13 protein-coding genes are annotated in these 12,258 nt (G+C 71.8%); 4 read left to right on the forward strand and 9 right to left on the reverse strand.

The genetic code is table 11. The features are described from left to right. Positions 1–104: 104 nt before the first annotated feature. The 5 genes from cysS to P3T27_RS07660 all read right to left on the reverse strand — a co-directional run bounded on the left by cysS (position 105) and on the right by P3T27_RS07660 (position 4,297). Positions 105–1,514 carry a cysteine--tRNA ligase gene (gene cysS / locus P3T27_RS07640; protein ID WP_280675578.1) on the reverse strand — a complete coding sequence of 470 codons (1,410 nt, stop codon included), beginning with the start codon at positions 1,512–1,514 and terminating at the stop codon, positions 105–107. 112 nt (positions 1,515–1,626) lie between these two features. Beyond that, a complete protein-coding gene (locus P3T27_RS07645) occupies positions 1,627–2,022 on the reverse strand; it encodes a PPOX class F420-dependent oxidoreductase (RefSeq protein ID WP_280675580.1) in 396 nt (131 codons plus the stop codon). Between the two features lie 213 nt (positions 2,023–2,235). Continuing rightward, a complete protein-coding gene (gene ispF / locus P3T27_RS07650; protein ID WP_280675582.1) occupies positions 2,236–2,781 on the reverse strand; it encodes a 2-C-methyl-D-erythritol 2,4-cyclodiphosphate synthase in 546 nt (181 codons plus the stop codon). Then, the gene (ispD, locus tag P3T27_RS07655) at positions 2,771–3,526 is read right to left on the reverse strand and encodes a 2-C-methyl-D-erythritol 4-phosphate cytidylyltransferase (protein WP_280675805.1); all 756 of its coding nucleotides are present in this window, start codon (positions 3,524–3,526) and stop codon (positions 2,771–2,773) included. The genes ispF and ispD overlap by 11 nt, the downstream gene beginning before the upstream one ends. 288 nt (positions 3,527–3,814) lie before the next feature. Next, a complete protein-coding gene (locus tag P3T27_RS07660; RefSeq protein WP_030244332.1) occupies positions 3,815–4,297 on the reverse strand; it encodes a CarD family transcriptional regulator in 483 nt (160 codons plus the stop codon). Positions 4,298–4,724: 427 nt separating this feature from the next. Between P3T27_RS07660 and P3T27_RS07665 the strand changes: the two genes are divergently transcribed. Further along, positions 4,725–5,399: a DUF461 domain-containing protein gene (locus P3T27_RS07665; protein ID WP_280675584.1), complete on the forward strand. Its 675-nt coding sequence runs from the start codon at positions 4,725–4,727 to the stop codon at positions 5,397–5,399. A gap of 109 nt (positions 5,400–5,508) precedes the next feature. On the opposite strand, the gene P3T27_RS07670 is transcribed toward P3T27_RS07665, so the two are convergent. Next, complete coding sequence (locus tag P3T27_RS07670) at positions 5,509–6,204, reverse strand: response regulator transcription factor (RefSeq protein WP_031069385.1); 696 nt, start codon at positions 6,202–6,204, stop codon at positions 5,509–5,511. Between the two features lie 2 nt (positions 6,205–6,206). Further along, positions 6,207–7,580, reverse strand: coding sequence for an ATP-binding protein (locus P3T27_RS07675; protein WP_280675588.1), 1,374 nt, complete (start codon positions 7,578–7,580; stop codon positions 6,207–6,209). Positions 7,581–7,887: 307 nt separating this feature from the next. Between P3T27_RS07675 and phoU the strand changes: the two genes are divergently transcribed. Continuing rightward, the gene (gene phoU, locus P3T27_RS07680) at positions 7,888–8,568 is read left to right on the forward strand and encodes a phosphate signaling complex protein PhoU (RefSeq protein WP_280675590.1); all 681 of its coding nucleotides are present in this window, start codon (positions 7,888–7,890) and stop codon (positions 8,566–8,568) included. Between the two features lie 277 nt (positions 8,569–8,845). Beyond that, a complete protein-coding gene (locus P3T27_RS07685; RefSeq protein ID WP_280675592.1) occupies positions 8,846–9,025 on the forward strand; it encodes a hypothetical protein in 180 nt (59 codons plus the stop codon). 109 nt (positions 9,026–9,134) lie between these two features. On the opposite strand, the gene P3T27_RS07690 is transcribed toward P3T27_RS07685, so the two are convergent. Beyond that, the gene (locus P3T27_RS07690) at positions 9,135–9,722 is read right to left on the reverse strand and encodes a lytic polysaccharide monooxygenase (RefSeq protein WP_280675594.1); all 588 of its coding nucleotides are present in this window, start codon (positions 9,720–9,722) and stop codon (positions 9,135–9,137) included. Positions 9,723–9,995: 273 nt separating this feature from the next. Next, entirely contained in the window at positions 9,996–10,754 is a 759-nt protein-coding gene (locus P3T27_RS07695) for a phosphoglyceromutase (protein WP_280675596.1), read from the reverse strand. Between the two features lie 149 nt (positions 10,755–10,903). On the opposite strand from P3T27_RS07695, the gene P3T27_RS07700 reads away from it, so the two are divergent. Beyond that, complete coding sequence (locus P3T27_RS07700; RefSeq protein WP_280675598.1) at positions 10,904–12,226, forward strand: MFS transporter; 1,323 nt, start codon at positions 10,904–10,906, stop codon at positions 12,224–12,226. The last annotated feature ends 32 nt before the right edge of the window (positions 12,227–12,258 follow it).

Below are 12,258 nucleotides of genomic sequence, written 5' to 3' on the forward strand. Positions count from 1 at the left end.
GCCGCCCCGTTCTGTCCGGCGGCGGCCGACGGCATGCGCTACGTCATGCGGGAGGGCCGCACCGGTCCGGTACGGCCCACCCTCACCCCGATCGTCAGATGGGGTTACTGGCTGTTGATCGTCCAGCGCGGGCCGGACGGGGTGTCCTCGATCACCAGCCCGGCGAGGCCGAGCTGGTCGCGGATGGCATCCGCGGTGGCGAAGTCCTTACGCTGCCGCGCCGCCTGCCGCTGGTCCAGGACCAGGCGGACCAGCGAGTCGACCACACCGTGCATGCTCTTCAGTGTCCCAGCCTCGCCGCGCTCCGTCCCGGCCCACTGCGGGTCGAGCGGGTCGAGACCCAACACTCCGAGCATCGCACGGACCTCGGCGAGTCGCGCCACCGCGTTCTCCTTGTCGTCCGCGTTCAGGGCGCTGTTGCCCTGGCGGACGGCGGTGTGCACGACGGCCAACGCCTGCGGCACGCCCAGGTCGTCGTCCATCGCCTCGGCGAAGGCCGGCGGCACCTCGGGTGCGGCGTCGACCGTCCCGCAGCGCTCGATGGTGCGCTGGATGAAGCCCTCGATCCGGCCGAAACCGGCCTCGGCCTCACGCAGCGACTCCTCGCTGTACTCGATCATCGAGCGGTAGTGCGGGGCGCCCAGGTAGTAGCGGAGCACGATCGGCCGCCAGCGCTGGACCATCTCGGAGACCAGCACCGAGTTGCCCAGCGACTTGCTCATCTTCTCGCCGGCCATGGTGACCCAGGCGTTGTGCACCCAGAAGTTGGCGAAGTCGTCGCCGTAGGCCTTGGACTGGGCGATCTCGTTCTCGTGGTGCGGGAAGATCAGGTCCAGCCCGCCGCCGTGGATGTCGAAGGCCGGGCCGAGGTACTTGTGGGCCATCGCCGAGCACTCCAGGTGCCAGCCGGGACGGCCGCGGCCCCACGGGGTCTCCCAGCTCGGCTCGCCCGGCTTGGCGGCCTTCCACATCGCGAAGTCGCGGTGGTCGCGCTTGCCGGTCTCGCCCTCGGCCGAGGGCTGGCGCAGGTCGGCCAGCTTCTGGTTGGAGAGCGCGAGGTAGTCGGGGTACGACTTCACGTCGAAGTAGACGTTGCCGTCCGCCGCGTAGGCGTGGCCCTTCGCGATGAGCCCCTGCATCATCTCGACCATCTCGGGGATGTGCCCGGTGGCCCGCGGCTCGACGGTCGGCGGCAGGCAGCCGAGCGCGGTGTAGCCGTCGTTGAAGGCGCGCTCGTTCTCGTAGGCGATCTGCCACCACGGGGTGCCGAGCTCGCGCTCCTTGGCGATCACCTTGTCGTCGATGTCGGTGACGTTCCGGGCGAAGGTCACCTGGTAGCCGCGGTAGGCGAACCACCGCTGCATGATGTCGAAGTTGAGCCCGGACCGGATGTGCCCGATATGAGGCGCCGACTGGACGGTAGCGCCGCACAGGTAGATCGAGACACAGCCCGGTACAAGCGGGACGAAGTCGCGTACCTGGCGGGTGCTGGTGTCGTACAGGCGAATGCTCACAGCGTCAAGCGTAGTGGGCAGGAGGGGGTGCCCCGCGACATTCCCGAATGTCAATACCGCGACAAGGGCGTTTCCCCGCCGCGTCCGGTCGGAGGCACCCGCTCCTCCGGGGTCAGATGCCGCCGGCCACCTTGCGCGGGGTGAGCCGGACGATCACCCGCACGTCCTCCGGTCCGTCGAAGGTGTAGACGTCCTCACCGCGGTACTTGGCGGCCAACCGGTTGATCAACTCGCGGCCGCCCTCGGTGGTGAGGGTGGCCGAGCCGCGCACCTCCAGGTACTCGTACGGGCTCTCCGGCGGGTTGACCACGAGCGAGATGCGCGGGTCCTTCAGCAGGTTGAGGTGCTTGCGACGGCCCTCGACGGTGGAGAACAGGATGTCCTCGCCGTCGCGCTCCACCCAGACCACCGAGGACTGGGGGCTGCCGTCGGGCTGGATGGTGGAGACCACGGCGAAGCTCTTGCCGTCGATCAAGGCCTTGGCGCGGTCGGAGAGTTGGGTGGTCATCGGAGACCTTCTTCCGGTCGGTCGGGTCGGAGGTCGGGCCACTGCCAGGCGGAGCCTGCGCCCGGGCCCGCACCGAACCGTATCGATCCGGGCCCTGACACCGGCTCCTGAACACCCGTCACCGTGGATTAATTCCCGACCTCGCACCGGACCTGTGCCGGCCCCGCACCGGACCTTCCCGGCCGGCCCCCGGCCCGCCCCGGACCGACGGGCTCAACGCCGTTCGTACACCAGGGCGGTGGCGATCGCGGCCAGCCCCTCGGCCCGGCCGGTCAGGCCCAGGCCGTCGGTGGTGGTGCCGGACACCGACACCGGCGCACCGGCCGCGTCCGACAGCGCGGCCTGCGCCTCGACCCGCCGCTTGCCGATCTTCGGCCGGACGCCGATCACCTGGACCGCGATGTTGCCGATCTCGAAGCCCGCCGCACGCACCAGCCGGGCCGCCTCGCCGAGCAGCTTCACTCCGGACGCGCCGGCCCACTCCGGCCGGTCGGTGCCGAAGTGCGCGCCCAGGTCGCCGATTCCGGCGGCCGAGAACAGCGCGTCGCAGGCGGCGTGCGCGGCGACGTCGGCGTCCGAGTGCCCGGAGAGCCCGAACTCGGCGTCCGGCCACTCCAGTCCGGCCACCCAGAGCGGGCGACCGGCCTCGAAGGCGTGCACGTCGGTGCCGATGCCGATGCGCGGCAGTGCGGGAGCCGACGGCTCGGGAGCGGGCGACTCGGTGGCCGACACGTCAGTGGACAGCGGATCAGTAGGCATCGGAGGCCCTCCGGCGGGCGAGTACGGCCTCGGCGAGCACGAGGTCCAGCGGACGGGTGACCTTGAACGCCTCCTCGTGGCCGGGCACCACGACGACCCGGCCGCCGTAGCGCTCCACCAGGCCGGCGTCGTCGGTGACCGACGGCGTGTCGGCGGCGCCCGCGGCCTCCTCGGCCAGGGCCTTGGCGTGCACCTCGACCAGGGTGGCCCGGTCGAAGCCCTGCGGGGTCTGCACCGCACGCAGGGTGGACCGGTCGGGCGTGTCGAGCACCGGCTCGGGGCGACCCGGGCTCGGCTCGACCCGCTTCACCGTGTCGGCCAGCGGCACCGCCGGCACCACCGCCTCGGCTCCGGCCCGGACGGCGGCCGCCACGGCGTCCACCACCTCGACCGGGACGAGCGGGCGGGCCGCGTCGTGCACCAGGACGACCTCCACCTCGGCCGGGATCGCGGCCAGGCCGAGCCGGACCGACTCCTGGCGGGTCGCGCCACCGGCCACCACCCGGATGTCCTTGTCGTCCAGCCCGTGGCTGTCCAGCAGGGCGACCACCTCGGCCACCCCGTCGGCGGGCGCGGCGACCACGACCAGGCCGACCGCCCGGCTGCGGGCCAGCGCCCGCACGGCGTGCACCAGGAGCGGCACACCGCCCAGTTCCCGCAGGGCCTTCGGGGCGCCGGGCCCCAGCCGCTCACCGCGTCCGGCGGCGGGCACCACTGCTGCTGCGACTGCTGCTGCGGCGTTCAGGTTTCACTCCTTCGGCGAAGTGGGTATGGCCTTGGCGTGCCCGGCGGGCGCAACGGGCCCCTTCCGAAGAACCACGGTCCACCGTCCGCCGCACAACCCGCAGAATCGGTCTTGCAAGGCGTCTTGCGGGGCGGAGTGGTCCTGTGGGCCTGGACCGGCTCGGGCCGGGGGCGTCGTCCGGACACGCCTCAGCGCCCGAAGTGCCACTGCACCACCCCCGGACGCTTCGTCCTGGGAGCGGCGCGCCGACACCGGGCGCTGTGAGCGGTGGGCGGTAGCCCGACTGCACTACGAGGCAAGCACCTCGTCGAGCAGCGTCTCCGCCTTGTCCTCGTTGGTGTTCTCCGCCAGCGCGAGCTCGCTGACGAGGATCTGGCGCGCCTTCGCGAGCATCCGCTTCTCGCCAGCCGACAGACCGCGCTCGCGCTCACGACGCCAGAGGTCGCGCACAACCTCGGCGACCTTGATAACGTCACCCGAGGCGAGCTTCTCCAGGTTCGCCTTGTAGCGACGGGACCAGTTGGTCGGCTCTTCGGTGTACGGTGCGCGCAGCACCTCGAAGACCCGGTCCAGACCCTCCTGGCCGACTACATCGCGCACGCCGACGAACTCCGCGTTCTCGGCGGGCACGCGGAGCGTCAGGTCTCCCTGCTGCACCTTGAGCACCAGGTAGGTCTTGTCCACACCTTTGATCTGGCGAATTTCGATGGCCTCGATCAGCGCAGCCCCGTGATGGGGGTAGACCACCGTGTCGCCAACCTTGAACGTCATGTGACAGGACCCCTTCCGTGGCTTTCCAGAATAACACGCTTTTCGGCGCACCCGAAGGGCGTTTTCGCAGGTCAGGGCCGGTCTCGGGGCTTGACAAGGACCCCCATGACGTGCTGCGACCGATGTTCGAGAGAGGCTTCCCGCAGGTCGGAGGCCGTTCCGGCGCTCAGCGAAACCTTGTGCAACACCCGCGAAACCGTGATTGGATCTTGGGCCTTCACCGTTTATCGGGCCGTATCCACATCGTTATTCGATCTTGGTCGAAGTCTGTCCCGAGAGTGATCTGGACACGCCACGGATGCGGCCGGACGGCCGCCCCACGGGCCTCAGGAGTGCGACACGGGGACCACCCCGTGAGGACCGCATAAGTGAGGTCGATAATCTGAGACCTGACCTACCGACACGTGACTTAGGAGAAGCCGCCGCCGTGAGCCGCAGCCTTCGACGCGGCAGCATCGCCGCCATCGCCGCCATCGCCATCGCCTCGCTGTCTTCCTGCGCCGCCGGCAACACGCCGGACACGCTGCAGGTCAAGCCCGACAACGCGGCGGCAACCCTCGGAACGAACCTCCGGCTGAACAACATCGTGGTCGTCACCGGGGACGAGTCCTCGGGCGAGCACACCGGTCCCGCCAACGTGACCGTCAACATCTCCAACACCGGCAGCACCCCGGCTGAGCTGCAGTCCATCACCGTCGGAAACGGTGCCACCGCCGCGTTCACCGACGCGGCGGGCGCCCCGCTGTCCACCATCGTCGTCCCGGCCGGCGGCGCCGTGGCGATCGGCGGCGCCGGCAACCCGTCCGCCAAGGTCGCCTCGGTCGGTGTCCAGGTCGGCGGCTTCGTCCCGGCCTCGTTCACCTTCAAGGACGGTCAGAAGGTCGACGCCCAGGCCGGTGTGAGCCCCAACAAGGGCCTCTACCAGGGCTTCGGCCCGACGGCGACCCCGGCCGCCGTGCCCACCAAGGGCGCCACCCCCGCCGCGACCGCCCCGGTCACCGGCAGCACCACCCCGGCCGCCCCGGCCACCACCGGTGCGGCCACGCCGTCCGGTGCCGCCACCACCCCCGCGGGCGCCACTGCGTCCGCCGGCGCCCACTGACGCGCCACCCCGCGTCCGGCGGGCCCCTCCCGGGCCCGTCGGACGCAACGCGAAGGCCCCCTCCGGCAACTGCCGGCGGGGGCCTTCCGCGTCTGTCCGCGGCCGCGGTTTACGGCTCGAACTTGTAGCCCAGGCCACGGACCGTGACCAGGTAGCGCGGGGCGCCCGGGTCCGGCTCGATCTTGGCCCGCAGGCGCTTCACGTGGACGTCCAGGGTCTTGGTGTCGCCGACGTAGTCCGCGCCCCAGACCCGGTCGATCAGCTGCATGCGGGTGAGCACCCGGCCCGCGTTGCGCAGCAGCATCTCCAGCAGGTCGAACTCCTTCAGCGGCAGGTCGACCTTGGCGCCGTCCACGGTCACCACGTGCCGGTCCACGTCCATCCGGACCGGGCCCGCCTCCAGGGCGCCCGGGCCGCCGCCGTTGTCGCCGGCGCCGCCGTCCTCGCCGCGGCGACGCAGCACCGCGCGGATCCGGGCGACCAGTTCACGGGTGGAGTAGGGCTTGGTGACGTAGTCGTCCGCACCTATCTCCAGGCCGACCACCTTGTCGATCTCGCTGTCCTTGGCGGTGACCATGATCACCGGGACGTTGGAGCGCACCCGCAGCTGGCGGCAGACCTCGGTACCCGGCAGGCCCGGCAGCATCAGGTCGAGCAGGACGAGGTCGGCGCCGTTGCGTTCGAACTGCTCCAGTGCGTCGGGGCCGGTGGCGGCGACGGCCACCTCGAAGCCCTCCTTGCGAAGCATGTACGAGAGGGCGTCGCTGAACGACTCCTCGTCCTCGACCACCAGTACTCGGGTCACGATCAGGCCTCCGGGGCAAGCTGGGGGGTTGTGTCTGACAGGGGGTGTTCCCGCTCCCCCGTGGGGAGCGAACGGTCCGCGCGGCCCGTGGTGGCCGTCCGGTCCGAGGTGAGGGTCTGGGCGTGCCGGTCACGGTCGAGGTCGTCGGTGTCCTCGGCCTCGGGCGCCTGCCCGGCCGGCAGGCGGATGGTGAAGGTCGAACCCTGGCCCTCGACGCTCCACACCGAGACCGTGCCGCCGTGCGAGGCGGCGACGTGCTTGACGATGGAGAGGCCGAGGCCGGTTCCGCCGGTCGCCCGGGAGCGGGCCGGGTCGACCCGGTAGAAGCGCTCGAAGACGCGCTCGCGGTCCTTCTCGGAGATGCCGATGCCCTGGTCGGTGACGGAGATCTCGATCAGCTCGCCGTCCGCCTCCCCGAGCGCCGCGGCGCTGGAGATCCGGCGGGTGGCGATCGCCACCCTGGTGCGGGGCGTGCTGTAGTTGACGGCGTTCTCGACCAGGTTGCCCAGGGCCGCGGCGAGCTGGCCGCGGTTGCCGTGCAGGTAGAGGCCGGCGATGCCGCCGGCCGTGATCAGGATCTGCTTGGCGGCGGCCTGCTGGCGGCAGCGGTCGATCGCCTCGGCGATCAGCTCGTCCACCGCGACCGGCTCGGGGTCCACCATCAGCCGGTCGTCCTGCACCCGGGAGAGGTCGATGATCTCCTGGACCAGGCTGGCCAGCCTGGTCGCCTCGATCTGCATCCGGCCGGCGAAGCGCTGCACCGCCTCCGGGTCGTCGGCCGCGTCGGCGACCGCCTCGGAGAGCAGCGACAGGGCGCCGACCGGGGTCTTCAGCTCGTGGCTGACGTTGGCCACGAAGTCCCGGCGGACGGCCTCCACCCGGCGGCGCTCGGTCTGGTCCTCGACCAGCACCAGCACCAGCCGGGAGCCCAGCGGGGCGACCCGGACGGAGACCGCGAGCGGCTCGCCCGCACGGGCCACGCCGGGGCGGGGCACCTCCAGTTCGACCTGGCGGATCTCGCCGTCCCGGCGGGTGGCGCGGGCCAGCGAGAGCATCTGGTCCACGGCGACCGCGCCGCCGCGCACCAGGCCCATCGCGTACGCCGCGGAGCTGGCCTTGACCACCTCGTCGCCCTCGCCCAGCACGATCGCGCAGGAGCGGAGGACGGAGAGTACGGTGTCCACCCCCGGCGGCAGCGGGGGCTCCGGGGTGCCGGCGCCCAATCCCTGTTGCCGACCGTGGTGTCTGCTGTTGGTGCCACTGTGCCTGCCCCTGGCCTGCTCGCGCTCGCTCCAGCGGAAGGCGATGGAGGCCGTGAGGCCGACGCCGAGCCCGGCTATGGCGCAGGCAGCGGCGGCGGCCACGTTCACGTCCATGTGGCCAGCGTAAGCGCATGGCCAGGGCACTCCCCAAGGGGCCGATCAAGGCATCGGCCGCGCGTTGCCGAGAATTCACCTCCACGTGGCCGCCGATTCACCGCACCGGCCGTGCACCGTCGCCCGGACGGCGCAGAGTTGGCCATGCAGCCCGTGTGGGAGTGGGTGGCGGGCCGGACCACCGGCCGCCGCCTCAGGTGTGCGCGTACGATTCGCGCCACCAGCAGCGGTCACCCGAACACCGGAACGACGGTCGGACGGGCCGGCCGGTCGGCACCGCCACCGACACAGCTACTGAGGAGAGAGCATGCGCGACGCGTACCACGAGGAACTCGATGCGATCGGCGACAGCCTGGTCGAGATGGCCCGGCTGGTCGGCTCGGCACTGGGCCGGGCGACCACCGCACTCCTCGACGCGGACCTGGCGCTGGCGGAGAGCGTGATCGCCGCCGACCAGAAGATCAACGATCTCCACCACGAGCTGGAGAACCGCGCCATCGACCTGCTCGCCCGCCAGCAGCCGGTCGCCACCGACCTGCGCATCGTCGTCACCTCGCTGCGGATGAGCTCCGACCTGGAGCGCTGCGGCGACCTCGCCCGGCACGTCGCCAAGGTCGCGCGGATGCGCTACCCCGACTCCGCCGTCCCCGGCGACCTCCACTCCACCGTCCTGGAGATGGGCCAGCTCGCCCAGCGCCTGGTGGCCAAGGCCGGTCTGGTGATCGCCACCAAGGACGTCGACAAGGCCCTGGAGATGGAGCAGGACGACGACGCGATCGACACCCTGCACCGCGAGCTGCTGTCGCACCTGATCGACGACCGCTGGCACCACGGCATCGAGACGGCCGTCGACATCACCCTGGTCGGCCGCTACTACGAGCGCTTCGCGGACCACGCGGTGTCGGTCGCCAAGCGCGTGGTGTACCTGGTGACGGGCGAGCACGTGGCCGAGTTCGTGGCCGCCTCGGAGGCCGCGGCGGCGGAGTGACCTCCCGCCGGTGCGGTGCGGTCGCCCGGTCGGGGCTTCGGGGTCTCCGGGCCTCGGGAGTCCCGGGAGTCCCGGGAGTCCCGGGAGTTCCGGAGCATGGGGCTCCGAGGGGCGGCCGCTCACTCCGAGGGCGGGTAAACCCGTGACGGGGGTGGTGGGGGCGCACGACGTCCCGTACGCCCCACCACTGCGCGCCTGTTGACGCTCCCTCCGATCGGCGGCTTCACTCGAAGCTGTAGGCACCGAAGTGTGCCCGTCACAAGGAGGGTTCAGCACGATGAAGGCCAACCCGACCCGACCGACACCGGCACACGACACCGTCGCGCCGCCCTCCCCGAAGCTGCTGCCCGTCCTCGCGGCCGGCTGCGGCTGTGGCCCGGGCTGCGGCTGCGGCTGCCAGTCCGGCGCGCCCTGCCAGTGCGGCGGCGCGGACGGCGGCTGCTGCGGCGGCCACTGAGCCGGGCCGCCGCGAGGGCGGCGGCCCCGGGGGTTCCGGGGTGCACGGCCGCCGCGGGAGACGGGCGTGCACCCCGGTCTTCCGCCGGCCGTGAGCCCGGCGGGATCCGTCAGAACTGGACGTCGGTGCAGGAGTAGAAGGCGTTCCCGGTGTCGGCGATCTCCCACACCGAGACGACCACCTGGTGGCCGGTCCGCCCGCTCGGGACGGTCGCGGTGTGGCTGACCGTGCTCGGCACCTGACGGCCGTTGTAGGGGACGGTCAGGAACGGCGTCAGCTCCAGGCTCGACCGGGTGATCGGCTGACTGGCGTCGTAGCCCGGCTTGGTCAGGTAGTACGTGAAGCTCGTGGTCGCGTGCCGGGCGGTGAACGTCCAGGTGAAGGTGAGCTGCTGCCCCGCCGTCACCGGCGTGGTCGGCCAGGCGCCGCCGCGCGGGTCGTCCAGTTCGGCGAAGCGCGAGTTCCCGCCGGCGCAGATGGTGCCGTCGGACGGGCCGGCGGCCGGGAAGCCCTTCGGGCCCTCGACGCTCTGCGGCTCCCACTGGATCTCACCGCAGTCGGCGACGACCTCCGCGCCGCACAGGGCGGCCCGGCTGGGCGGCGTCGAGATGTACCCGTGGGACTGCGCCGGGAGCGCGAAGGTGAGCGGTATCGCGAGCGCGGCGACCGCCGCCCCGACGATGTGGCGTGTGCGCATGGTGCTCCTCCGTGGGGGTGGATGGAGAGTGCGCCGGGGCGCAGACGCGCGCGTGGGGTACGGCGGCCAGGACAGGGGGATCCTTGGCATGCCTGCGCCAGTCCGGTGACCTCACGGTAGGAGCCGACACCGCCACCCGTCAATGGTCTGAACCATTCTCGTGGCCGTCAACTCATTGGCCAGGCGGGCCAGTTGACGCAGGGGTGGGGTGGACACGCGAAGGCCCCCCACCGGCACCGGAAGCGCTGGTGGGGGGCCGTAGCGGCAAGCGGCCTACTTCTTGCCCTGGTTCTTGACCGCCTCGATGGCGGCGGCGGCGGCCTCCGCGTCGAGGTAGCGGCCGCCCGTGGTGACGGGCTTGAAGTCGGCGTCGAGCTCGTACACCAGCGGGATGCCGGTCGGGATGTTCAGGCCCGCGATGGCCTCGTCGGAGATGCCGTCGAGGTGCTTGACCAGCGCGCGCAGGCTGTTGCCGTGGGCGGTGACCAGGACGGTCTTGCCGGCGGCGAGGTCCGGGACGATGGCGTCGTACCAGTACGGGAGCATCCGCTCGACGACGTCCTTCAGGCACTCGGTGCGCGGACGCAGCTCGCTCGGAATCTCCGCGTAGCGGGCGTCACCGGCCTGCGAGTACTCGGCGTCATCGGCCAGCACCGGCGGCGGGGTGTCGTACGAGCGGCGCCACAGCTGGAACTGCTCCTCGCCGAACTCGGCCAGGGTCTGGGCCTTGTCCTTGCCCTGGAGCGCGCCGTAGTGCCGCTCGTTCAGGCGCCAGCTGCGGTTGACCGGGATCCAGTGGCGGTCGGCCTTGTCCAGGGCGATCTGCGAGGTGCGGATCGCGCGACGCAGCAGCGAGGTGTGCAGCACATCGGGGAGCAGACCCTCGGCGGCGAGGAGCTCGCCACCGCGCGCGGCCTCCTTCTCACCCTTCTCGTTGAGGTCGACGTCGACCCAACCGGTGAACAGGTTCTTCTGGTTCCACTGGCTCTCGCCGTGGCGGAGCAGGATGAGTCGGTACGTCGTGTCAGCCATGGCCCCAGCTTAGTGGAGGCCCGAAAACCGCTGGTCGGGACCTTCTACCCGTGGGTAATGTGTGCTCCGCTTATCCACCACTTACAAGCGTCGGCTGACCGGACCTGCCCATGCCGTTCAGCGAACGCCCGCCCCCGGGAGCCCCCCACATGCTCTTCACGCTGGTCACCAACCCCCGGATCCGAAGAATGGTGCAGGAGACGGCGGGCGGGTTGCCACGGCAGTTCTGGTGGCTCTGGGTCTCGACGCTGGTCAACCGGCTCGGCGCCTTCGTGGTCACCTTCTTGGCGCTCTACCTCACCAGCAGCCGGGGGTACTCGGCCTCCTACGCGGGCCTGGTCGCCTCCCTGTTCGGCCTCGGCGCGGCGGTCTCGTCGATCGTCGCGGGCGTGCTGACCGACCGGATCGGGCGCCGGCCGACCCTGGTCGGCGCCCAGCTCGGCACCGCCCTGTTCACCGCCGCGCTCGGCTTCACGGACGGTCAGGTCGCGATCGCCGTGGTGGCCTTCCTGGTCGGCTTCTGCAACAACGCCACCCGCCCGGCCATCTCGGCGATCATCGCGGACATCGTCCCGGCCGCCGACCGGGTCCGCGCCTACTCGCTGAACTTCTGGGCGATCAATCTGGGCTTCGGCCTCTCCTCGGCCGTCGCCGGCCTGATCGCCACCCAGGGCTACCTCACGCTGTTCCTGCTGGACGCGGTCTCCACCCTGCTCTGCGCGGTGGTGATCTTCGTCAAGATCCCGGAGACCAAGCCCGACGCCCCGGCCGCGCAGGCCGACGCCCCGGCGGTCGGCCTCGTCACGGTGATCCGCGACCGCCGCTTCATGTCGGTGGTCGGGCTCACCCTGCTGCTCGCCCTGGTGATGCAGCAGGCCTCCACCACGCTCCCCGTGGACATGGGCGAGCAGGGAATCACGTCCTCCCAGTACGGCCTGGTCATCGGCCTGAACGGGCTGCTGATCGTGCTGCTGCAGATCCCGCTCACCCGGTGGGTCGAGGGCCGCAGCCGGACGGCCATGCTGGCAGCCGCCGCGCTGCTCATCGGCTGGGGATTCGGGATGACGGCCCTGGCCGGGTCGTCCGCGTGGCTCTACGCCCTCACCGTGGCGGTCTGGACGGTCGGGGAGATCCTCTACACGCCGACCCTGATGGGCCTGGTCGCCGAGCTGTCGCCGACCCATGCGCGCGGCCGCTACCAGGGCGTCTACTCGCTCTCCTGGTCGCTCGCCTTGTTCCTCGGCCCGGCCGTGGGCGGTGTGGTGCTGGACCACGCCGGTGGCGGGGTGCTGTGGGGCGCGTGCGGGGTGTGCGGCACGGTCGCCGCCGCCGGATACGCGGTGCTGGGGCGGCGCACCGGGGCCGCGGCGGACGGCGGTCCGTTCGAAGCCGTGGAGGCCGTGGAGGTGGCGGTGCCCGCCGCCGAGGTGGCCGTGCCCGCCGTGGAGGGGAAGGCCCCGGCGGGCGCCTGACGCCGGGGACGGCCCGCCGACCGCGGCCGGAC

It is taken from the genome of Kitasatospora sp. MAA19 (genome assembly GCF_029894125.1).
GTDB lineage: Bacteria > Actinomycetota > Actinomycetes > Streptomycetales > Streptomycetaceae > Kitasatospora.

Bases quoted from the DNA above. Each gene is read 5' to 3' on its own strand.
- P3T27_RS07645 (WP_280675580.1), bottom strand. From the start codon at position 2,022: ATGACCACCCAACTCTCCGACCGCGCCAAGGCCTTGATCGACGGCAAG.
- ispF (WP_280675582.1), bottom strand. From the start codon at position 2,781: ATGCCTACTGATCCGCTGTCCACTGACGTGTCGGCCACCGAGTCGCCC.
- P3T27_RS07660 (WP_030244332.1), bottom strand. From the start codon at position 4,297: ATGACGTTCAAGGTTGGCGACACGGTGGTCTACCCCCATCACGGGGCT.
- P3T27_RS07675 (WP_280675588.1), bottom strand. From the start codon at position 7,580: ATGGACGTGAACGTGGCCGCCGCCGCTGCCTGCGCCATAGCCGGGCTC.
- phoU (WP_280675590.1), top strand. From the start codon at position 7,888: ATGCGCGACGCGTACCACGAGGAACTCGATGCGATCGGCGACAGCCTG.
- P3T27_RS07685 (WP_280675592.1), top strand. From the start codon at position 8,846: ATGAAGGCCAACCCGACCCGACCGACACCGGCACACGACACCGTCGCG.
- P3T27_RS07690 (WP_280675594.1), bottom strand. From the start codon at position 9,722: ATGCGCACACGCCACATCGTCGGGGCGGCGGTCGCCGCGCTCGCGATA.
- P3T27_RS07695 (WP_280675596.1), bottom strand. From the start codon at position 10,754: ATGGCTGACACGACGTACCGACTCATCCTGCTCCGCCACGGCGAGAGC.
- P3T27_RS07700 (WP_280675598.1), top strand. From the start codon at position 10,904: ATGCTCTTCACGCTGGTCACCAACCCCCGGATCCGAAGAATGGTGCAG.